The sequence below is a fragment of the Pseudoalteromonas thalassia genome, from assembly GCF_049257215.1.
Classification (GTDB): Bacteria; Pseudomonadota; Gammaproteobacteria; order Enterobacterales; family Alteromonadaceae; genus Pseudoalteromonas; species Pseudoalteromonas lipolytica_C.
In genome coordinates this window covers 64,722-87,672 of the sequence record NZ_JBMMUE010000014.1, presented here as the reverse complement: position 1 = coordinate 87,672, position 22,951 = coordinate 64,722, and the positions used below count along the sequence as shown (strand labels likewise).

General features: G+C 42.4%; 19 protein-coding genes. 4 read left to right on the top strand and 15 right to left on the bottom strand.

Annotation, left to right across the window (positions count from 1 at the left end; genetic code table 11):
- Positions 1 to 18: 18 nt before the first annotated feature.
- The 4 genes from AAEU31_RS15925 to AAEU31_RS15910 form a co-directional block, all read right to left on the bottom strand.
- Entirely contained in the window at positions 19 to 2,913 is a 2,895-nt protein-coding gene (locus tag AAEU31_RS15925; RefSeq protein WP_421967714.1) for a TonB-dependent receptor, read from the bottom strand.
- Between the two features lie 188 nt (positions 2,914 to 3,101).
- Positions 3,102 to 3,719: a LysE family translocator gene (locus AAEU31_RS15920; protein ID WP_135922869.1), complete on the bottom strand. Its 618-nt coding sequence runs from the start codon at positions 3,717 to 3,719 to the stop codon at positions 3,102 to 3,104.
- The gene (locus tag AAEU31_RS15915; protein ID WP_135922870.1) at positions 3,719 to 3,898 is read right to left on the bottom strand and encodes a DUF4177 domain-containing protein; all 180 of its coding nucleotides are present in this window, start codon (positions 3,896 to 3,898) and stop codon (positions 3,719 to 3,721) included. Before AAEU31_RS15915 ends, AAEU31_RS15920 begins: the two co-directional genes overlap by 1 nt.
- Position 3,899: 1 nt before the next feature.
- Positions 3,900 to 4,304: a DUF3224 domain-containing protein gene (locus AAEU31_RS15910; RefSeq protein ID WP_062564809.1), complete on the bottom strand. Its 405-nt coding sequence runs from the start codon at positions 4,302 to 4,304 to the stop codon at positions 3,900 to 3,902.
- A gap of 77 nt (positions 4,305 to 4,381) precedes the next feature.
- On the opposite strand from AAEU31_RS15910, the gene AAEU31_RS15905 reads away from it, so the two are divergent.
- On the top strand, positions 4,382 to 6,154 hold the full coding sequence (locus AAEU31_RS15905) for an ABC transporter transmembrane domain-containing protein (protein ID WP_421967713.1): 1,773 nt from the start codon (positions 4,382 to 4,384) through the stop codon (positions 6,152 to 6,154).
- Between the two features lie 79 nt (positions 6,155 to 6,233).
- Here AAEU31_RS15905 and AAEU31_RS15900 read toward each other — a convergent pair whose 3' ends face one another.
- Positions 6,234 to 6,866, bottom strand: a complete 633-nt coding sequence (locus AAEU31_RS15900) for a YiaD family glycine zipper/OmpA-like lipoprotein (RefSeq protein WP_135922873.1) — start codon at positions 6,864 to 6,866, stop codon at positions 6,234 to 6,236.
- A 79-nt stretch (positions 6,867 to 6,945) separates the two neighbouring features.
- Positions 6,946 to 7,725 carry a substrate-binding periplasmic protein gene (locus AAEU31_RS15895; RefSeq protein WP_421967712.1) on the bottom strand — a complete coding sequence of 260 codons (780 nt, stop codon included), beginning with the start codon at positions 7,723 to 7,725 and terminating at the stop codon, positions 6,946 to 6,948.
- A 123-nt stretch (positions 7,726 to 7,848) separates the two neighbouring features.
- Between AAEU31_RS15895 and chrA the strand changes: the two genes are divergently transcribed.
- Positions 7,849 to 8,985: a chromate efflux transporter gene (gene chrA / locus AAEU31_RS15890; protein WP_138558484.1), complete on the top strand. Its 1,137-nt coding sequence runs from the start codon at positions 7,849 to 7,851 to the stop codon at positions 8,983 to 8,985.
- On the opposite strand, the gene AAEU31_RS15885 is transcribed toward chrA, so the two are convergent.
- From AAEU31_RS15885 to speA, 4 genes are read right to left on the bottom strand one after another with little or no spacing between them, the layout of a single operon-like run.
- The gene (locus tag AAEU31_RS15885; protein WP_135922876.1) at positions 8,982 to 10,232 is read right to left on the bottom strand and encodes a mechanosensitive ion channel family protein; all 1,251 of its coding nucleotides are present in this window, start codon (positions 10,230 to 10,232) and stop codon (positions 8,982 to 8,984) included. The two genes, chrA and AAEU31_RS15885, sit on opposite strands and share 4 nt — an antisense overlap.
- Positions 10,229 to 11,152 (bottom strand): 1-acylglycerol-3-phosphate O-acyltransferase, YihG family, encoded by a 924-nt coding sequence (gene yihG, locus AAEU31_RS15880; protein ID WP_135922877.1) that lies wholly within the window; start codon positions 11,150 to 11,152, stop codon positions 10,229 to 10,231. Before yihG (AAEU31_RS15880) ends, AAEU31_RS15885 begins: the two co-directional genes overlap by 4 nt.
- 29 nt (positions 11,153 to 11,181) lie before the next feature.
- The gene (yihG, locus tag AAEU31_RS15875) at positions 11,182 to 12,060 is read right to left on the bottom strand and encodes a 1-acylglycerol-3-phosphate O-acyltransferase, YihG family (RefSeq protein ID WP_138558483.1); all 879 of its coding nucleotides are present in this window, start codon (positions 12,058 to 12,060) and stop codon (positions 11,182 to 11,184) included.
- A gap of 21 nt (positions 12,061 to 12,081) precedes the next feature.
- On the bottom strand, positions 12,082 to 13,962 hold the full coding sequence (speA, locus tag AAEU31_RS15870) for a biosynthetic arginine decarboxylase (protein ID WP_421967711.1): 1,881 nt from the start codon (positions 13,960 to 13,962) through the stop codon (positions 12,082 to 12,084).
- A 198-nt stretch (positions 13,963 to 14,160) separates the two neighbouring features.
- Here speA and speE point away from each other — a divergent pair, with 198 nt between their 5' ends.
- Complete coding sequence (gene speE, locus AAEU31_RS15865) at positions 14,161 to 15,024, top strand: polyamine aminopropyltransferase (RefSeq protein ID WP_135922880.1); 864 nt, start codon at positions 14,161 to 14,163, stop codon at positions 15,022 to 15,024.
- Positions 15,025 to 15,075: 51 nt separating this feature from the next.
- Here speE and AAEU31_RS15860 read toward each other — a convergent pair whose 3' ends face one another.
- The 3 genes from AAEU31_RS15860 to AAEU31_RS15850 form a co-directional block, all read right to left on the bottom strand.
- Positions 15,076 to 16,677, bottom strand: a complete 1,602-nt coding sequence (locus AAEU31_RS15860; RefSeq protein WP_281547143.1) for a methyl-accepting chemotaxis protein — start codon at positions 16,675 to 16,677, stop codon at positions 15,076 to 15,078.
- Between the two features lie 74 nt (positions 16,678 to 16,751).
- Positions 16,752 to 17,981, bottom strand: coding sequence for a hypothetical protein (locus tag AAEU31_RS15855; protein WP_421967710.1), 1,230 nt, complete (start codon positions 17,979 to 17,981; stop codon positions 16,752 to 16,754).
- Positions 17,968 to 18,585 (bottom strand): methylamine utilization protein, encoded by a 618-nt coding sequence (locus AAEU31_RS15850; protein WP_135922883.1) that lies wholly within the window; start codon positions 18,583 to 18,585, stop codon positions 17,968 to 17,970. Before AAEU31_RS15850 ends, AAEU31_RS15855 begins: the two co-directional genes overlap by 14 nt.
- Positions 18,586 to 18,744: 159 nt before the next feature.
- Here AAEU31_RS15850 and AAEU31_RS15845 point away from each other — a divergent pair, with 159 nt between their 5' ends.
- Complete coding sequence (locus AAEU31_RS15845) at positions 18,745 to 20,787, top strand: glycoside hydrolase family 97 protein (RefSeq protein ID WP_421967709.1); 2,043 nt, start codon at positions 18,745 to 18,747, stop codon at positions 20,785 to 20,787.
- Between the two features lie 108 nt (positions 20,788 to 20,895).
- Here the strand turns inward: AAEU31_RS15845 and envZ are convergent, their stop codons facing one another.
- Positions 20,896 to 22,191 (bottom strand): two-component system sensor histidine kinase EnvZ, encoded by a 1,296-nt coding sequence (envZ, locus tag AAEU31_RS15840; protein ID WP_135922885.1) that lies wholly within the window; start codon positions 22,189 to 22,191, stop codon positions 20,896 to 20,898.
- A gap of 5 nt (positions 22,192 to 22,196) precedes the next feature.
- Complete coding sequence (ompR, locus tag AAEU31_RS15835) at positions 22,197 to 22,916, bottom strand: osmolarity response regulator transcription factor OmpR (RefSeq protein ID WP_063702407.1); 720 nt, start codon at positions 22,914 to 22,916, stop codon at positions 22,197 to 22,199.
- Positions 22,917 to 22,951: the final 35 nt, after the last annotated feature.

Here is a 22,951-nt window from a genome sequence, read left to right as displayed (position 1 = left end):
TTATCTCCAACTTACTGATCAATGGTTATAGGTAAAACCTAGATAAAACTGACGACCAAAGAATTGCGTGGTGCCTGTTTTACTGGTTGTTCCAAAGTAGCTTTGTGTTGGTTCATCAGTCAGGTTATTCACTTGTAATAACATGCCGAATGAATCTGTGAACTGATACGATGTTTGGAAATCGACAACCGTTTCCGCATCAAAATTCACCACTTGCTCATTGACAGCAACTTGCTCTGATACGAAATCATCGCGATAACGCACATTCAAACGTGTTTCAAAGTTTTCATAGCTGTAAAAAAGTGTGCCGTTAAAAACATTGTTTGAAAGGCCAGGCAAGTCTTGCGACACAGAATCGCCACCTAAATCGGTGATAGACTGCACTTCGCTCTCTGTATACGAGTAACTGGCGTTAATACCTAGGCCTTCAAACGGTGAGGGTAAGAAAGAGAAAACTTGCGTATAGGCAAGCTCAATACCACGAATATAACCACCTTTGGCATTATTAACCGCAGTTTCATACACACCATTAGTAGTTTCGATTTGCTCACCGCTGACAGGGTCAACAATGTAGTCTGGCACGTTAAAACCATTACCCTTAAAGTCAAAGTTCTCTATGGCTACCGTGTCTATGAATGAGTCGATATTCTTATAAAACGCAGCAACAACCAGTGCACCATCGGTGTCTTCAAAGTATTGCTCGTACGAGATATCGTATTGATCAGCATAGAAAGGTTTTAAGAATGGGTTATTGGTACTTGAACCGTTAATTTCGCCGTCATTGTTAACCGATGCACTGGCATCGCCCGCTAAACGGTTAATCGGAGCACGCGCCATCACTTTTGCCGCAGCAAAACGAATTTGTGTCGCGTCACTCACTTTAAAGTTCAGGTTTAATGAAGGCAGGTAGTCTGTGTATTTAATGCCTAACACGCTTGGTGCATATAGGTCGTTAACAATGCCATTGTCATCAACAATATACTGCGCACCGAGTTGCGGATCACCACCGACGTTTTCGAGTACCGTCGCTGATTGATCAGTATCTACACGGCGAATACCAATATTACCTGTAACGGGTAGAGTGCCAATTTCAGTATCAATGTTAAGCATCAGATAGGCTGACACCACCTCTTCATACACTGAACCACTTTGTAACATGGTCCATGAATAGTTAGTGGTATAACCTTGTGCATCTGGCTCACCATCACCATCTAAATCAACAACACCATCGGCATTACCCCAGGTTTGTACTGGCTGCGGAATACCACTTGGGAACCACGCGTTGAGCGCTTTATCTAAATCTATCGCTAGGTATGATGGGAAATAGCTAAACTCACCTTGCCAATCTACCACTGTAGCCATGTCATCAGTAAGGCGAAGCGGTGGTTGAGTCGAAGAGAATGCGCCGTCGTTACCGTACTCAAATACAGAGCGATTATTACTGTACTCACGGTCTGAATAACGAGCGCCAAATTCAATTGAGCTGAACCAGTTATTCTCTAACTCATATTTAAAATCGAGTCGGAACGCTTTGACTTCATCTTCATTTTCATACGGATAAATACCGTATTTACTGACCATAACGCGGTCAATATCGCTAAATGCGTCGGCTTGGTTAAAACCTACATCAGGCAAGTTTAAGCCGTTTAATTGATAGTTAAGCGATACATTGGTATCAAACACAGGGTTCTCAACGGTGGCATCTTCCGCAACCAATGCCCACAGTAAACCATTACGGAAATTACTCTTCGCACGAGATAACGACACATCAGCATTAACGTTTAAACGCTCAGTAATTTGCCAATCGGCATTAATGCCATAGCTGTCTACTTCATCAAAGTCTTGGTTATCATCATTAACGATTTCAACACGGGTAAAGCTGTTTGATGTGCGGTTAATCGCGCCACCAATCACCGCATTACCGTCAAGTACTGGGTTAGCATAAACCGCAGACGGACCACCAAACTTAACCCGAAAACCACGGGCAAATGATTCGCTATCAAACCGCGATAAAAACGCATCACCTTTTAGTTTAAAGTTATCAGCTGGTGCCCATTCAATTGAGGTTAAATAACCATTACGGGTTTCTTCACCACCTAAGTGCTGAAGCTCAAAACCCTCGCTAATGTATTCATTAGCAGGGTTATCTACTGGGCCATCAGTATCATTGGCCAGTCCATCAACATCTTTATTGCCGTTGTAAGCAAAACCGATAAACTGAGTCGCCACACTTGGCTGGAATAGTCGCGCGTAACCCAATGCCACACCTAACGTATCGTCAAGAAATTTGCCTTGATAAGAAAAGCTAATACGGTCGCCGTATTCGGTGGCATCAAATACCTCTGAAGCACGGTCGTTATACATACCACGTACATTCGCAGTAAATTTGTGTTGCTGGTCGTTATCCAATGGGCTGGCTGTTTGTAGCTCTACCGTCCCCGCTACGCCACCTTCAATGAGTGAGGCTTTTGGCGACTTATACACCGCCGCCGAACTGATTAACTCAGACGGATATTGGTCAAACTCAATACTACGGCTACCACTGGTAGATACTTGCTCACGACCGTTTAATGTCGAAAAAACAAATCCACCTGATAAACCGCGAATGTTGATTTCGGCAGCTTGGCCACCAGTGCGTACCGCTGAGATCCCCGGCAACCGTGTTAATGCATCAGCCATAGACACATCAGGCAATGCGCCTAAATCATCGGCTGATAGCTGCTCAGAGACAGTGTCACTAAAACGTTTTTGATTTAATGATTGAATTAAGCTGCGACTAAAGCCGCGCACTTCGATTACTTCTAGCTCAGGATCGATTTCCTTCGCTGATGTGCGTTCTTCTTCCGTCGCCGCCATTGCACTATTTGCTGCCACTAAAGCCAGCATAAGTGCACTTAGCTTGAATTTCCCCATTGGATTCCCACCCTGTTGTCGTTGGAAGTGTTGTATTTGTGGTTATTGTTGTTGTCAAAAAACAACCAATAAAGTGTAACCAAAAGGTAAATATTGTGTGATGAATACGTATGCAATAGGAGCTTGCTGGGGAAAGCAGCGATCACAACCCTTTTTTTATTCGTGATGTAATCGCAATATAGAGGGTTTTATAGGGTAATAACGACGCGAACAGCTAAGGCAATAAAGATTATCCCTAGCAATTTTTCAAACCACGGATTCGCTTTGGTAAAACCAAAACGCTTTTTTGATATTTCAGTTAACAGTGCAACAAGTAGATACCAGCCTGTATCAAGCACAAATACCGTTAAACACATGATTAAGCCAACCTGCAAAGTCAGGCTCTCTGGATCAATAAATTGCGAAAACAGTGCCAAAAAGAACACTGCTAGTTTTGGATTTAAAAAGGCAATGGCAAAGCCATCTTGCAACGCGCTGCGAGGACTTGGCTTAGCCTGCTCAACATTCAGTGTTTGCGGGCTAGGTTTAGCTAACAAAATACGAATACCTAAATATGCTAGGTATGCTGCACCGCCATATACCAGCACTTGATAAAGCGTTGGTAGCTGCGTCATCAGCGCGCCTAGGCCAAGTAACGAGGCACACGCATAAAAACCAACCCCAATACCATGGCTTAACGCCGCTAACATGCCGTTTTTCATGCCGCCATGTAGGCTATGTTTTAATACTACAGCTAAACTCGGCCCTGGCGACATCGCACCCATCACGCAAATTAAAACTAAACTCAACCACTCAGTTAGTGTCATTATTCGTTATTCTCAATTAGTAATAAAACGGATGTTATCTGACCATAAAACCCAGTGGCAGTGGTAATTGTTTTCACTTGCCAACCAGCTTGGCCTAACTCGAACACCCGTTGATTTAATGCCTCAATATCGATGCCGCCGAAAAAGCGCTTCTTTTTAAACTCAACTACTTTTTGCATGTTAGTCCATCAGTTGGTATTCAAAGTCATAATGATGAATACCCGATTCAATTCGAATTGCCATTTTACCAGAAAGACCTTCAAGCTCTCCTGCGCCGGAGTCTGGCACCACTTCTAAAATCAATCGGTCAGTCCCCTTATCCATGGTGCCAAAATGTTGCAGTACAAAACTACCTTGCTTACCTTCTAAGCTACCAACAACTTGTTCAATCGCTACATAACCTGCGCTACCTTGAGTCGCAGTCATGGCACTGAGCATTTCGCCTTGGCTTGTTGCCTCTAATGGTCCTGAGAACTGTTTATCAATCGACATCCGTCCTAAATTAACGCCATCCTTACCTGTTGCATAGCCGCCAATAGGGTTTAATTTTACAGTGAATTGCCCGCTGATAGTTGTAGATTCCATACTAATCCCTTAATAACTGTTGATTTTTAGAGCATTGATAACCATATCTATACCCTATTCACCAACAAGAATCTAGCATGTCTAACAATAAAGAAAAGGCCGCATTTAGCAGCTTATTACCGATTTTAGCTTTTATAAAACCCTATAAATGGGTAGTGTTTGCAGCGCTTGGCGCCTTGTTGCTTACCGCCGGAGTCAACTTATCTCTTGGACAAGGTGTTAAATTTGTTATTGATCATGGTTTTATTGCAGGCTCACAAGCTCAGCTACAGCAAGCAGTGATGGTACTGATTGGTTTAATTAGCTTATTAGCGGTAGGTACTTTTTGTCGCTTTTATTTAATGTCATGGATTGGCGAGCGAGTCAGTAACGATATTCGTAAAGCCGTGTTTGACCGCATCGTTACATTACACCCAAGCTACTTTGAAGAAAACCGCAGCGGCGAGCTGATGTCGCGTCTGACCACTGATACCACCTTGTTGCAATCTATTATAGGTTCCTCTTTTTCGATGGCATTACGCAGTAGCTTAATGCTCATCGGTGGCTTGGCTATGCTACTTATCACTAACTTAAAGCTAACCCTTGTGGTTGTTGCTTGTGTGCCTGTGGTATTACTGCCGATGATGATTTTTGGCCGAAAGGTACGAAAACTCGCAAGCTCAAGCCAAGATGCCATTGCCGATATCAGCACCTACGCAGGCGAGATCATTCAAAATATAAAAGTCGTGCAAAGTTATAGTCATGAAGAGCGTGAAAAAGCAGCATTTAACGAAGAAACCAACAAGGCATTTCAAGTAGCAAAAAGCCGCATCAAACAGCGCTCGTTTTTGATTGCCGCGGTGATATTTCTGACCTTTAGTGCTATTAGCGTGATGCTGTGGGTTGGCGGCAGCGACGTATTAGCTGGCACCATGACAGGTGGTGAGCTAGGTGCTTTCGTGTTTTATGCGATTATGGTGGCGATGTCTGTAGCAACGGTTGCCGAAGTGTACGGTGAGCTACAAAGAGCCGCAGGTGCAGCAGCGCGATTATTAGAGCTACTTGCCGTTGAAAGCATGATCAAAAGCCCAGATAAAAATCATGATGCACAACTTGAGATAAACAAGCTTAATCACCCTGCTATCGAGTTTAATGATGTGTCTTTTCATTACCCTTCAAGGCCAGATAAAGCCGCTTTAAATGCGCTTAACTTACAAGTTAAACAAGGACAAACTGTTGCAATCGTTGGCCCATCGGGCGCTGGTAAAACAACATTGTTTGAATTACTGCAACGTTTTTACGACCCAAGTTCAGGGAGTATTTCGCTGGCGGGCATAGACATAAAAGCACTCTCTCTTGATTGCTTACGCCAGCAAATGGGGATGGTGGCACAAAACCCAATTTTATTTAGCTCAGACGTAATGCACAACATACGTTATGGCAACCCAAACGCCACTGACGAGCAAGTATATGCGGCGGCTAAATATGCTCATGCCGATGAGTTTATTAAGCAACTTCCTGATGGCTATCACAGCTTTTTGGGGGAGCAAGGGGTCAGGCTCTCTGGTGGGCAAAAACAACGTATAGTACTGGCGCGAGCAATTTTAAAAGACCCAGCAATTTTATTACTTGATGAAGCAACTAGTGCACTCGACGCACAAAGTGAATTTCATGTACAAGCTGCCCTTGAGCATCTAATGAAAGACAGAACAACCCTGATTATTGCCCATCGTTTGGCAACGGTTAAACATGCTGATGTGATTGTTGTAATGGATAAAGGAGAAATTATTGCAACGGGTACGCATCAACAGTTGTTTGAGACTAACCCATTGTATAAACAATTGTGCGAATTACAGTTTAATCGAGATTAATTAAGCGAGTCGATATAAGAAGAGAAATGTCAGGTTTGAAAGGGCATATCAAACCTGACCACAAATCTAGATGTAATATCTAACCTTGTGTATTCGGTACGATCTGAATTTCTACGCGGCGATTTAAAGCACGACCATTAGCTGTATCGTTGCTCGCTACAGGGCGCGTTTCACCATAGCCTCGCGTGCTGATGCGTGCAGATATGATCTGATGATTAACTAGATAATCTTTTACACTTTGCGCACGTTGCTGAGATAACGTCATGTTGTAGCTATCTTTACCCGTGCTGTCGGTATGACCTTCAACACTTAAGTAGGTTTTTTCATACTTGTTCATCACTTGTGCAATTGCATCAAGAGTACTGTGAAAGCCCGACGAGATATAAGATTGATCAGTGGCAAAAGTAATGTTTGATGGCATTACTAAACGAATATTGTCGCCTTCACGAACCACTTCAACACCAGAGCCTGCTAGCTCATCGCGAAATGCTTCTTCTTGTTTATCCATGTAATCGCCAACTGCTGCACCTGCTAATGCACCAATTGCAGCACCTATGAAGATACGTTTATCGTCATGGTCGCCTGTTGCTTTACCTAATACAGCGCCAGTTGCTGCACCGATTGCTGCACCTTTACCTGTGTTAGTTGTTTCACAACCCGTTAATAAAACGGCCAAAACGCCCACTGTTAAAACTGATTTACTAATAGTCATGTGTCTCTCCATGGCAATATTAATTTCGAATTATTATCCATTATAATTAAACAACAATGAACAAACTATGAAGAAAGAGTTAATTAACAATAGCCGCAGCTGAAACAGCCGGTAAGTTATATTCCGCCACTATTTTTGTTAGGCGACCATCGAGAACTAGGTTGTTCAGTTGAGTTTGAATCTTTTGAGCAAACTCAGACTTAGCAAATTGCTTACTTAATGCTAAGTGCCCAAAAATCACATCATCAAAACGATACGACATCTTTTTTACACTTTGTGATGGCCTTTGCAAAATGGCTGCTGAATGATCCGCTGTTTCCTCAACAGCAATGACCAAATCAACTCTATTCTTCAGTAACATTTCAAAGGCATTGTGTTCACTTAAGGCTTCAACTTTGGTGAGTGTTTTATCTTTATCGAAACGAGAAAAATGGGCCGCTCCTCGCATTACCGCAATGCGTTTACCAACTAAATCTTGATAGTTATTTACTGCAAACTCACTATCAGCTTTTGCATAAAAAACAAAAGAAGATGACAACATCATGTAGGGTGGGGTTAAAAATTGCATTTTTTGCTCACGAGCTTCTGTGCGGATAAGCCCGCCCATCACATCTAGCTCATTTTGCTCGAGCATTTTTAAGCAGCGCGAAAACGGGCAAGCGACAAATTCAAGTTTCATGGGAAGGCTGCTTTGCATTTCGCGCATGATATCGACTATCGCCCCACTAACTTGGCCTGACTCTGATACCATGCCGTAAGGCGGCGCATGATCAACAGCCACCACAACTTTTTCAAAAGTAGTTGCAAATGCAAAGGAGCTAGCCAGTAGTAACAACAAACTTGTAAAATACTGCTTCATAGTGATACTCATAACTACGTTCACTCGTTTTCTATATTGTAGACGGCCTAGTGTCATAAAAACCACAAAAATGTCATACAATTTTGTCATAATAGAAACAACTATCCTGTAACGGCAAAAGTAATGTTATTTGTTATCTTTAAACAATTCTTTTTATTGGGCTGCATGAGCTTTGGCGGCCCAGCTGCACATCTTGGTTACTTTAAACGTCATTTTGTTGATAACTTAAAATGGCTCACCGCTGAGCGCTATGCGCAACTTATTAGCCTAAGCCAAGCGTTACCAGGCCCCGGTTCAAGCCAAGTTAGCTTTGCAATGGGGGTTGAAAAAGGAGGCTTATTAGGTGGCCTATGTGCTTTTATTGGCTTTACCCTGCCCTCATTTTTAATTATGTTCTTTTTGGCTCTTAGTGCTCACCAGTTTGGTGATATTTACTTTGCTGTGATAGCCGGGCTTAAACTCTTTGCGGTGGTGATTGTTGCCGATGCAACCTACAGTATGGCAATGAGCTTTTGCAAAAACCACTTACACAAACTTATCGCGGTACTGAGCACGGTTGCGCTGATTGTGTTTTCACAGTTATCGAGCCAAATTATAGTACTTATTGCAGCAGCAGCCTTAGGTTGGTTTTATCCTCAACTTAAACTACCAGAGAATCAACAACACAAATCAGTCAAAATTGCTTGGTTACCGCTTGGTTTATTTACTGTTTTGTTACTGGTTAGCTTTTTACCTTTAGGTGAGTGGTTTTCTGTGTTTGCCCCATTCTATCAAACTGGCGCCATGGTCTTTGGCGGCGGTCACGTTGTGTTACCCATTTTACAAGCGGGTGTGCCGAGTCTTGAAACCGAGCAGTTTTTATCTGCTTATGCCAGTGCGCAAGCCATACCAGGGCCAATGTTTACCATAGCCACATACTTAGGCGCACAGGTTTCTCCAAATACGCCACTTATAGGTGCGATTGTTGCTACTTTACTAATCTTCTTACCTGGCTTTTTATTAATGTTAGCGTTTATGAAAAGCTGGTTACAATTAGCTGATAAGCCTCGCTTTGCGGGTAGTATCGCAGCATTAAATGCCGCCGTGGTAGGTTTTTTAGCCGCCGCCCTTTATTCACCAATTTGGCAGTCGGCAGTGCAAAATCTGTGGCAAGTAGGCTTGGTGGTTGCCGCATTTACTTGGCTAAGAATGGCAAAGCCACCAATTTGGTGGCTATTGTTAGGCTTTATTGCTTTTAGCGTACTGATTGGTCAGTTTTAAGCTTTTTCGCGCGGAGGATTAGCAACCTTAATACTTGGCTTTAGCCCTGTTTGTGGCTCACTTGCACTTATCTGGCCTGTAACACTCTGATAAGGTCTAAGCGCGAAAATTGGCAACACCGCAAGTAGATGATCCATTATCTCTGCTTGCAAGTGCTCATAAGAAATCCAGCGTTTGTCTTCACTAAAACAATAGAATTCGATTGGTAAACCATGGTTCATTGGCTGTAGCTCACGCACCATCAGGGTTAAATCACGATTTATTTTTTCATGCTGCTTAAGGTAACCTTCTGCATAGCGACGAAATAAGCCAAGGTTGGTTACCGGATCTGGCAAGCTAGAAACACGAATATAGTCATGCAGTGGAATAGCTGTGTCTATTTGCTCACGAAACGCATCGTCAACTAAGCGAATACTATTCATATCAATGTTTAAAGAGCGTTTGATACGACGACCGCCAGACTCCTGCATGCCACGCCAGTTTTTAAATGACCCAGCAACCAGCATATAGGTCGGAATGGTTGTAATGGTGTTATCCCAGTTACGCACTTTAACCGTGTTTAAGCCAAGGTCGATAACTTCACCGTCAGCACCATAGCTGTCTACTTGGATCCAATCACCATAGGTCACTAAACGGTTAGCTGCAATTTGAATACTGGCGACAAAACCCAAAATAGTATCTTTAAATACGAGTAAGGTCACTGCCGCTATTGCACCAAAGCCTGAGAGAATATAAGTTGGCGACTTCTCCAGCAAAATACTCACAATGAGAATGGCGCAAACCATAAAAGTGATCAGTTTAACAACCTGGATTAACCCTTGAATCGGAATGTCTCGAGCAAATTCAAGTTGATTATAAATACCGCCGGCAATGCTCACTACACTACTTAAAATGAAGCCACCATAAATAATGAGCGCAACTTGACCTACTGTTTTTAAAACGAGTGCAGCAACATCATGAACAGGATAAACATAATCGAAAGTTGCTAAATAAAGGACACAGCACAAAGCACCAGCAAAGCGGCGATTTAGTTTGTTGAGCATAGGTGCAAGCGCACCAATACGCTCAGGTGACAAACGAGTAACGACCTTTTGAATGCCTGGCAACAATAAACGACGGGTAAACATATAAATTAATAGTAATGAGCCAACGCCGATAGCTGTCGCCGTTAATGCACTTACAAGTGTCGCGTCTGGCATTGATTCAAACCAAGGCATCACTAATTCTTGCAGGTGAGTTTGCTTCATGGCGCTTCAACCTCTTTATTGATATTAGCAATGTAATCCGCTTCTTTAGCCTGGTGATAACTTAGTAGCTGCGCATCTTTTTGCAACCATAAATTATTAACATACTGTTGAAAAGTCGTTCTAAATGCACGATCGTGCTGATAATCGCCAATCATATCTGCGCTAATTGCTTGTAAATGCACATCCACTTTAATCACGTTTAAGCGGCCACGCATCAGGTTACGACAGATGTGATCACCCTCGCCTTGATAAATAATCGAGGTATTTAATAATGCATCAAACTGCTCACCTAACACCTCAAGAGCAAAGGCAATACCGCCCGCTTTAGGCTTTAAAAGGTAACTAAATGGGCTATTTTGCTTTTTGTGTTTTTGGCACGTAAAGCGTGTGCCTTCAACAAAGTTGATAATAGTTGTTGGATGATTACGAAAGTCGCGGCAACTGCGTTTGGTACGCTCAACATCAAGGCCCTTTAACTTTGGATTTTTTGCCAATTGCGCTTTACTAACCCGCTTCATAAAAGGCATGCCCATGGCCCATGCACCAGTGCCAATGAAGGGCACATATTTTAATTCATCTTTTAAGAAAAACTTTGGTGCGGGTAAAACATCTATCGCACTAAGTACGACAATATCTAGCCAGCTCATATGATTAGAGATAAGTAAGTACCAACCATCCCTACTAACGCTGCCTTGAATATTAATATCGATATTCTCACAACCTAACCACAGTGCTAAGCGGTTACCTTTACACCAACCTCGATAAGCACCATGCAGAATATCGCTAACTACTTTAAATGGCAGTAGTAATTTAAGCACACCAAAAAGCAGCACAAGCGTGCCCCAAATAATTACGTTGGCAAACAAAACAATGCTAACTAGAACGCCTGTTAACCAATTTGGTAGAAACTTCTTTAACATATGTGTGCTCTCGAGTACGTCAACTGCAACTACTTCGCGTGTGTTTTAAACTCTGCTAGTTGCTGATTTTTTTCATCCCAGAGACGATTAAGCTCAGCTTGAAAGTTTACTCTAAAATCAGCGTCGCCTGTATAATCACCAATTAAATTAGGGCTCACTTCCATGACTTCAACCTTCACATCAACCTGCTTTACACGCCCACTAGCAAAGTCCACAAAGCTAGGTATGCCGTCTGGGTAATGAATAGTTACATTCACCACTTTAGAAATTTGCTCACCCATTGCTTGCATCACAAACGCAACCCCGCCCGCTTTTGGCTTTAATAAATGCGTAAATGGACTATTCTGACGCGCGTGCTTATCAGCAGTGAAACGCGTACCTTCAACAAAGTTAACGATACTTACCGGCATTTCTTTAAATTTTTCACATGCTTTACGTGTGGTTTCTAAATCTTTACCGCGCAATTTAGGGTTTTTCTTTAATTGTGATTTGCTAGTGCGGGTCATGAATGGAAAATCCAGTGCCCACCATGCAAGACCTAAGAAAGGTACATATATTAGCTCTTTCTTCAAAAAAAAGTTCAAAAATGGGATGCGACGATTAAATACACGCTGCATCACAACAATATCTACCCAGCTTTGATGATTAGCGATAACTAAATACCAGTCTTTCGCTTTTAGTTGCTCAAGACCCGTTACGTTCAGCTTATATGAAGCAAATAGATTTTGATTAATACTGTTACAACTCACCCACATAGTGGCGCATTGCTTCGCTATCCAGCTCATGAGCTTTTGTAACGGTTTGATTGGTATAAGTTTAATCACACCACAGATAAAGATGGGCACAAACCAAAAAAGTGTATTAAGGGTGTAAAATAAAAAACTGAACACACAACGGATCATGGACATTACTACTTATTCCTTTAACGCTTAATCTTCAAAATACGTGTAGCCAGCAAGGCCTGCATTTAGTTCTGATAAATATTGTGCCTTAGATTGCTCATCAATTGCCAGTGAGTTAACCCGTTTTGCAAAGTTTTCAGCAAGGATGTCGCTATCATAATCAACAAACTTTAATACGTCCTTAACGCTGTCACCTTTAATTGCGTTGGTTAACTGATAGCCTGCATCAGTTAACTCTACATGCACTGAGTCTGTGTCACCGAACAGGTTATGTAGATCACCTAAAATTTCTTGATAAGCACCCACTAAGAACATCGCGATGTGGTATTGCTGGCCTTGCTTGTACTCAGGAATAGGTAAACTGCTCTCAATACCTGTACCTTCAACATAGTTACGAATTTGTCCATCAGAATCACAGGTAATGTCTTGAATAATAGCGCGTTGCGTTAACGGCTTATGTAAGTTTTCAACTGGCATTACAGGAAATAACTGTTGAATACCCCAAACATCAGGCAGTGACTGGAATAATGAGAAATTAACAAATAGCTTGTCAGCCAGTTTTTCGTTTAAATCATCTAACACTTCACGGTGGGCACGGGCATTTTCACTGAGAGAAGCACGAACACGGTGTAAGATAGTGAAGTACAACTGCTCTAACTTCGCCCACTCAATCATAGTCAGCAAACCGTGAACGTATTGATCATGTGCTTCACTAAATAAGTGCATTGCATCGTGATAAATTTCTAGTGCCATGCGCGGAGTTAACCGCTGTAAGCACTGCCACATTTCATCGAGCACCAATACACTGCCAGCCTCAGGCGCAGCTGGGTTTGCATGGTTAGGTGCACGTTCAACATCGATAACATCAGTAATTAATACAGCGTGATGCGCAGTTAACGCGCGACCTGATTCAGTAATAATGGCTGGGTGTTTAAGGTCATGTTGTTGGCACACTTCAGCAAACGCATTAACGACATTACGTGCATATTCATCAACACTGTAATTCATTGAACACGAACTACGAGAACCAGAACCTTCGTAGTCAACACCTAAACCGCCACCTACATCAACTGTATTAAGTGGTACACCTAACTGCGTTAGCTCAGCAAAGTGACGAGCACATTCACGCAATGCACGGTGAATATCACGGATATTGGCTATTTGAGAGCCAATATGGAAATGCACTAATTGCATTAAATGGAGCTTATTACGCGACTTAAGTAGCTCAACAGCAGACAGCACTTGCCCTGCAGTTAAACCAAACTTACCTTTTTCACCACCGGTATTTTGCCATTTACCTTTACCAACCGAGTTTAAGCGAATACGAATACCAATCGATGGCTCAATGCCTAAGTCATCAATTTCAGCTAGTAAAGTGGTTAGTTCAGAGAGCTTCTCAACAACAATGTGAACCTTGTGACCCATACCTTGACCAATACAGGCTAAGCGTAAAAACTCACTGTCTTTGTAGCCATTACAAACAATAGTAATTGGTTCTTTGGCTACGCCTAAAATCGCCATAAGCTCAGGTTTTGAGCCAGCTTCAAGGCCAACCAAACCACTTGGGTGAGCAAGTAACTTGCTAACAACAGAGCGTTGCTGGTTTACTTTTATAGGGTAAACACAAGTATACTCGCCCTGATAGTCCCGCGCTTGACGTGCCTTGGTAAATGCACTTGTTAAGGTGCCAACACGATTTTGCAAGATATCAGTAAAGCGCACTAATACAGGCAAAGTAAGACCTTGCTTTTTAAATTGATCAGTAAGCTCAGACAAAGATATCGCTGACTTTGTTTGATCGCCATCAGGATAAGCAACCAGCTCACCTTGTGCGTTAATATCAAAATAGCCGTCACTCCAATGAGCAACATTATATGTTTCGCGTGCTTTGTCTAAACCCCAAGTCATGGCAATGTCTTCTGTAATTTCAATAAATATAAACGCACATTTTAATACGCCCGAGCTGCCCACGCTAACAAAAAATGCACTCTATGCCAAAGTGATAAAAAATATTCGCTATACTGATTAAAATTTGATTGAGCAATTGGCCAAGCACTGGCAGAATTGCACCCCTTTTTTACCATTAACCAAAAGTGTATAAGCAAGATGGCCAATTTAGATCAAAACAACTGGTTTACTGAAATTAGTGACCGTGATGGTAGCGCCTTTTCACTACGCATAACTAAAAAGCTTGATGAACAGCAATCACCATTTCAAAAAGTAGAAATGTACGAGACAACTGACTTCGGTAATCTGATGATTATTGATGGTTGTACGATGGTAAGTAGCCGTGAAAACTTTTTTTATCACGAAATGATCAGTCATCCTGCATTGCTTGCACACCCAAACCCTAAAAACGTTGTGATTATTGGTGGTGGTGACTGCGGTACTTTACGCGAAGTATTAAAACACCCTGGTGTTGAAAGCGTAACACAAATCGATATCGACGAAGTTGTGACGCAAATGTCACTTAAGTACTTCCCTGAGCTATGTGAATCAAACCAAGATCCTCGCGCTACAGTGATGTTTGACGACGGCATTAAATACATGCGTGAAGCAGCGCCTGAATCAATCGATGTGGTGATTGTCGATGGTACAGATCCAGTTGGCCCAGGCGAAGGTTTATTCAACCATGCTTTCTATACCAGCTGTTTAACTGCACTTCGCCCTGGCGGCATCTTAATTCAGCAAAGTGAATCACCACTTATGCACATGCCACTATTAGTAGAAATGCGCGACGCAATGAAAGAGGTTGGTTTTGTTGACCTGCAAACACTACCTTTCCCACAACCTATCTACCCAAGTGGTTTATGGTCAGTGACGCTTGCTCGTAAATCAGAAGCGTTTGCAGGTTTTCGTGAAGACGATGCAAATACACTCGCGCAAAGCACAGAATACTACAATGCAGGTATTCACCACGGTGCATTGGCAACACCAAATTATATGAAACGTGCTTTTGAGAAAAAGTAAGCGTTTTAGTTAGATGTAAAAAAGGGCTCAATTGAGCCCTTTTTTATTGCATTAAACCTTAAACCGATTCACTAAATGATTGAGTTCATTAGTTAGTTGAGTCATCCTAGTTGCCACTTCTTGGGTTGAACTTGCCAGCCCGCCCCCTTGCTGAGTTTGATCATTTAAGTCAGATAAGTTTTGACTGATTTCATCAGCAACAGCGGTTTGCTCTTCGGTGGCTTGTGCCGTTTGCATTGCCATATCATTAACTTTTACAGATGAGTCTTGCATAGCATTTAAAATATCATTCGTTTGCGCGAAAGATGCTACTGCCTCGTCAGCAAAACGTTTACCCGAGTTAATAGCTTGCAATGACTGCTCAACACTACCGGCAAACTGTTCAACCATTGTTTGAATGTCATTGGTACTTTCTTGGGTTCGCGTAGCGAGTGTTCGCACTTCATCTGCCACTACCGCGAAGCCGCGACCTTGTTCTCCTGCCCGAGCTGCCTCAATTGCCGCATTAAGTGCAAGTAAGTTAGTTTGCTCGGCAATCGCACGAATAACCTCAAGCACCTTGGCAATGTTGTCTGAGCTTTGCTGCAACTCCGTTGAGCGCTGGCTGGCGTGTTCCATATTTTCTGACAACGCTGTAATTTTACGGCTCGAATTATCTACGGCTGTTAAACCTTGTTTAGCAAGCTGCTGTGAGTTATCGGCTTCATGGGATGAATTTTGCGCTACATTGGCTACTTCACGGCTTGCCACACTCATTTCATGTACAGCACTTACAATAGACTCAGATGCTTGACTGAGCTTTTGATTTACTTGATGGTTTTGATTAGCGAAATTGCCTAGATCGTTACCAAGCGTATTAAGCTCTTTTGCCTGTTCTAAAATATCTTTAATAAGCTGCTGCAAATTATCTAAGAAGCGGTTAAATGCAGTTGCCAGTTCGGCAAATTCATCTTGGGTTTTAACATTTATACGGCCAGTTAAATCACCATCTCCTGAGGCAATTTCGTTAATCCGTTCAGTGACAAAGTTGATCTGCTTTGTAAGCTGACGTGGTACAAAATAACTAAACCAACCCGCCACAGCTAAAACCACTGCAATCATCACCATAAGCATAACTTTAAAGCCCATGATTTTAGCCATCAATCTTTCTGTTTCGTCTTGCGACGTTTTTTCAGCTACTTCACCCGCTTTATCTAAAACATCACGTAGTTCAGAGAAGGTTTGTTCAGCCGCTTGTTTTTGCGAAGCGTTAGCTGGGCTGTTGATATAAGCTGTTGAGGCTTTGTACCAAGCATCAAACGCGCTATCAAAGTTACGGAATTGCCCTGCAATCTCAGCATAAGGTGACATATAAGATAAGTATTGCTTAAAACGATCTTTCACTTGTTCAGCATTCTCTTGATGCTCAGTAAGCTGGCCTTTATCACCCTTCAATTGGGTAACAAGTTGCAGCTCTGCCACTTTGGCTTGATACAAGTCTCGGTCAGCATTAACAACCACAGAGACAGCCTTTAAAAAACGTTCTGACTGTGCATCAATGGCTTCTTCTTGAAGGTTAATTAAATAGGTATAGCCCGCAATTAGGAGAATTATGGCAATACCTAATAACGCGATTGGTAACGAACTTTTGACGCGAATGCTTTTTAACTTCATACATTGTCCTAATTCAAAATCTAACCTACCCACTCCTTAGAATGGTAGTAGAAAAACGATAAAAGTGTATGAAATTAAAATTGCCAACCCGCTGAAAGTTGAAATTGCTGCTGCGAGTTATGCTCATTAAATCCCATACCGGGTCTATTTTGAGCGTCACTGCTCAGCACTGAATATTCAGCACCTACTTGCCACTTGTTTGACAGTTGATAGCGCCAACTTGCGGTTAAAGCTTCTCCACGACTTTGGTTAGGATCAAATTGCCAATCATCATGATCACTTACCTTAAAGTAATCATACCTAATTGTAAGACGGTGCTGGTCTAACTTGTGGCTTAATAAAACAAAATGGCTGTAAAAATCGTTATCTATCCCACGGTATTTACCCATTGCGGTTTTGCCATCTAGCATCTGAACAATAATGCGGGTTTGCTGATTGAACTTATACAACCATGCCGCACTTAAAAAACGTGTATCCCACGCATACTGACCTGTACGGGTATTTAAAGCACCGGGGTCACCGTTATTGTCATAATAATAAACGCGAAACTGTGACCTTTTTTGATAATCCCAATGCATACCTAAATAATATCCAAAGCGACCATCTACTTCTTCGAAAGGCTCAACATAGTCAGCTTGCTTATCAAGCTGCGCCCATTCGAATGAATATGGAATAGCAAAGTCGATTTGTTCATTAAACGTGGTTTGCCTATCATGCATAGCGAATCCTCGCCATGACAGCAGCGTTCCTGCAGGGTCGTTACCTTTAAAAACCGATGCAAAGCCTTCAAAACTGTGGTTACTTCTAAACTGACGACCTGGGCGTTTAATACTGGCCTCAAGACCAAAGGCGCGCACCTCTTCCCCTATCCACGTATTAATCGCAGAGTTAGTATAGTTATAGGGTGATATCCAGCCACTTTGCGGATTCTCTAGTGACATTTTTGGATAAAAGCCACCCGCTTTAACAGCCCATTTATAGCGACTTGCTGTGAGAGGCTGATACTGTAAATAGGCCTGACTAAAACCTACGGTTAGTTCAGGATCAGGATGAGCGTTAAGCACTGTATGCGCAGACCAATCTCGGCTTAATTCAAAACGACTACTAAGCATAGCTTGGGATATCACTAAACCATCATGCTCTTGGTCATAACGGTACAAACCAATTCCTTCTCGCTGATAGCTCAACAGTTGGTCGCCACGCACAGCCGTCACAGTTACCAAGCCATCATGCTCAGCAAATGCCAGCGCAGGTAAACCCAAAACACTAACCAATGCCAAGGCTTGCCAGTTATTCATAATCATCAAACTCATCGTTGTTTAATTCTAATTTTGGTAACAAAGTTTGCTTTAATTTGTAGCTAAATTGACTATTAGAGGTGGAAATTTCTATCGTTTCTGGCGAACTAACATCGTTAAAGCGATCATGCCAAACCGCCAATATATGAGGCCCTTCAGGTAGTGGTAAATTTACAATACCCTGTTTGTCTGTTTGCCCAAATACAGTGCCATCAACCACAACAATATAGCCCAACATCCAGTCATGAATATTACAGCCAAGTTCTACAACGCCCGTTTGCGCAAAGTTAATCGGTTGTTCTGGTTTATCATGGTAAAGCTTTAGCTCAAATTGCTTCGTTTTAGAAAACGAGTAAACATGATGCATGATTGAATCAAGGTTCGGAAATTCAACATTCGCTCCTTTTGGTACAACCAAGACATGAGGAACAAACGCACGCTCCTGCTGACTCATAGTGTAATGAGTATCAGGCAAAGTTAGCTGCTGAGAACCTTTTAACCAAACAACTGCATTTTTGACCGGTTGATTCTGCTTATCCACTATTTGTATTTGCTGCGCCAATAAAGCTTGGCTAAACAATAGTAGTAGCAACAGGGTTATTCTTATCATTTTTTAAACCTTTTTCAGTATAGGGCCTGATATCACAGCACTCACTTTGTTGAATACGTATGCAGATCTCTCGTATTAACTGGCAAGTCACTTTATGCTTGAAGCATGTATGTGAATACGTGACAACAATCCATAACCATAAGCCGCCAAGGAACAACAATGCGATTAACTGCCTTAATGTTAGCAGCCTTTTCAGGTACTTGCCTAGCACAAACCACAACCGTCAGTTCACCTGATGGGCAGATCAAAGTAACCATTTCTGATGAACAACACACACCTAGCTACGAAATCAGTTTTGCTGGTAAACAAGTCATTGCTAACTCAGCGTTAGGCCTTGTTTTTAAAGAACAACCGGCAATGAGCGAAGGTTACAAAATTAGCAGCCAAACCACTGACTCTGTAAAAAGCAGCTGGGAACAACCTTGGGGTGAACGCCAAACAGTGGTTGATAACCATAACGAAGTCGCTGTTACCTTTAAAAAGCCACAACCACAAGGTGGCACATTTACAGTACGTTTTCGCGCTTTTAATGATGGTGTCGGCTTTCGATACGAATTACCAAAACAAGCTGGTTTTGATGATGTAGAAATCACCAAAGAGCTTACTGAGTTTGCAATTACAGACTCATCAGATGCAACGGCATGGTGGATCCCTGCCCGTGGTTGGAACCGTTATGAGTACGTGTATAACACCACCCCATTACATAAAGCGGCACTTGTGCACACACCATTTACTTTAAAAAATAAAAATGGTGTACATATCAGTATTCACGAAGCAGCCCTTGTTGATTATGCCGGCATGGTTTTAAACCAACGTCGTGATGGTACTTTCCAAGCCGATTTAACACCTTGGTCAGACGGCGTAGCGGTTAAAAAGCACGGTGCATTTAATACCCCTTGGCGTACAATTCAAATTGGTGATGAAGCCGTTGATTTAATCAACTCAGATATCATCTTAAACCTGAACGAACCAAATAAACTGGGCGATGTTTCTTGGGTAAAACCGGGTAAATACGTAGGTATTTGGTGGGGTATGCACATCAATGAAAATACCTGGGGTAGCGGTAAAATTCATGGTGCAACCACTGAGAATACCAAATATTACATGGATTTCGCGGCTAAATATGGCTTCGATGGCGTACTAGTCGAAGGCTGGAATATTGGCTGGGATGGCGACTGGTTTTATAACGGTGATGTATTTAGCTTTACTCAACCTTATGATGATTTTGATATTGAAGAGCTGGCACATTACGGCAAAGAAAAAGGCGTACAACTAATTGGTCATCACGAAACCTCAGGTAACGTAACAAATTATCGTAACCAAATGGAAGATGCATTTGCGCTATACGAAAAATCAAATGTAAGCCAAGTTAAAACAGGTTACGTAGCCGACGGTGGTAACATCAAACGCGTCGATGAGAACGGCATTATCCGCAAAGAGTGGCACGATGGTCAGTTCATGGTAAACGAGTACCTATACAACGTGAAACTTGCTGCTAAGCATAAGATTAGTATCAATACGCATGAGCCAATAAAAGATACCGGCTTACGTCGTACATACCCGAACTGGATTGCTCGTGAAGGTGCCCGTGGCCAAGAGTTTAACGCATGGGGTACGCCACCAAATCCACCTGAGCATATTCCAATGCTTGCTTTCACACGTATGCTTGCAGGCCCTATGGACTTCACGCCGGGTATTTTTGATATGAGCTTTAACGGTTTAGGTGCCGATACCAACCGCCCGCAAACAACTCTAGCGAAGCAATTAGCGCTATATGTTGTAATGTACAGCCCAATTCAAATGGCGGCAGATTTACCACGTAATTACTTAGCAAAACCAGATGCGTTCCAGTTTATTCAAGACGTACCAACTGATTGGCAACAAAGTATTGCACTACAAGGCGAAGTTGGCGATTACGTTGTGTTTGCACGTAAAGAACGCAAGCGCGATCAATACTCAGGTAATGACTGGTATTTAGGTGCAGTTACAGACGAAAAAGCCCGCACGCTAGAAGTGAAATTAGACTTTTTAGATAAAGGTAAAAAGTTTGAAGCGCAAATCTACCGCGACGGTGACAAAGCTGAGTGGGTTAATAACCCTTACGACTTAAAAGTAGAAAAACGCATTGTAACTGCTGATGATAAGCTAACGTTAAAGCTTGCCACCAGTGGCGGCACAGCGATTCGATTTAAAGCAATGTAAGTTGGCTAGTTGCTGAACATTATTAAAAGCGCGGCATTTGATGCCGCGCTTTTTTGTTAGCAAAAAAGTAGCCATCTCGGGCTGCTTTAAACTTATAGCTTAAGGCTTTTAAAACGGTAAATAAATCTGTGCGCTGAGGCCACCTTCAGGGCGATTAAGTAGCTGTACTCGGCCGCCATGCATATCGACAATACGTTTAATTATCGCAAGACCTAAGCCACTGCCTTCACTACCACGTGCCGCATCACCTTGTTTGAACGGTTCAAATACGGTTTCAAGTTCGCTTTCAGGAATACCCGGGCCGTGATCATTCACCACCACCATGGCAAACTTTTTATTACTGCTAACGCGGGTTTCAACTTCAATATCACCGTCTGAATAGCGAATTGCATTTTCAATCATATTGGTTACAACACGTTTTATTGCCACCGTGCTTACTGGCACTTCGCCTAAGCTTGGGTTTTCTTTAAAGGTAATAGTGCGATGATGCTTTTGCTCAGCTTCAACGACTTCTGAAACAATCGCATTTAAGTCTTCAAGTTCGAGTTCTTCGCGTTTGTGATGGCGTAAATATTCAATGAATTGATCGATAATGGCGTTCATATCTTCAATATCATGAATGATCCCTTCACGCAGGTAATCTTCATCGTCCGACATCATTTCGGTCGCTAAACGAATCCGCGTAAGCGGGGTACGTAGGTCATGTGAAACACCTGCCATTAATAATCGGCGATCATTCTCAAGGGCAGCAATACCACGGGACATTTGGTTAAACGCTCGGGTTACTTCAATCACTTCTGTAGAGCCCTGCTCTTCTAGTTTGGTAGAAAAGTCACCTACCCCTACTTTAACAGCGGCTTGTTGCAGTGCTTTTAAAGGTCTATTTAGATGACGGGCAAACAACCAACCACCGAGTACACTTAAAAAGCCAATACTCGATAAATAAAAGGTTAAGAACTTTAGGTTGTTTTCTTGCAATCCGGTGAGCGGCACACGTACCCAATAACCTGGCGCTTGCGGAGCTTCAACCCAATACACAAGCGGATCGGTTTGGCTAATGCGTACCCGCGCAGAGCCATTAAGCTCTTTCGACATGCTGCGCGATAGCATTGAATACTCACGAGTTTCAGCCAACCCTTCACGCATAGCTTGGCGCTGCGTCATGACCTCAATGCCGGTGATCTCAAAAAACTTGTCAGAGGCTTCTTTGCTTACCTCCACTCCCTCTTCCCATTCAATAAAAACGGTTTTCACCTGTTTTGAGAGAATAAGGTTTACTTGTTCTATCGTTGGTTTAACAACATAAAAACTGACTGTGATATAAGAGACTATTTGATTGATTAACAGCAGGGCCGCAACCAAAAATACCGTTTGTCCAAACGCACTACGTGGAAACATGCCCATTGCTATTATTTTTCACCATCTGGCACAAATACGTAGCCTAAGCCCCATACTGTTTGTATATAACGAGGATTAGCCGCATCAACTTCAATCATACGACGTAAGCGCGATACCTGAACATCGATACTGCGCTCAAGTGCACTGTAATCACGGCCACGTGCTAAGTTCATTAGCTTATCGCGACTAAGCGGTTCACGAGGATGTGTTACCAAGGCTTTCAATACAGCAAACTCACCACTGGTTAACGACATTGTTTTGTCACCATGACTCATTTCGCGGGTCGCAAGGTTAAGAGTAAACTCACCAAAACTAATTTCGTTTTCTTCGGCAGCAGGCGCCCCCGGCACTTCTTTAGCACGACGACGTAAAATTGCTTTGATGCGCGCAAGTAACTCACGTGGATTGAATGGTTTAGGAATATAATCATCCGCACCGAGCTCTAAACCAATGATGCGATCAACTTCATCGCCTTTTGCTGTGAGCATTACAATAGGAATGTCATTTTCTTTTTGACGTAAACGACGGCAAATTGAAAGACCATCTTCACCCGGCAACATTAAATCTAATACAATCAAGTGGAAGTTTTCGCGCTCTAGTAAGCGATCCATTTGCTCTGAATTTGCTGCTGTACGAACAATAAAACCTTGTTCTACAAGGTAACGCTCTAGCAAACTGCGTAAGCGCATATCATCATCAACAACCAATACTTTTGTCGTTTCGTGTCCCATAACTTTCATTCTTTTTGTAATATGTTACTTATTAA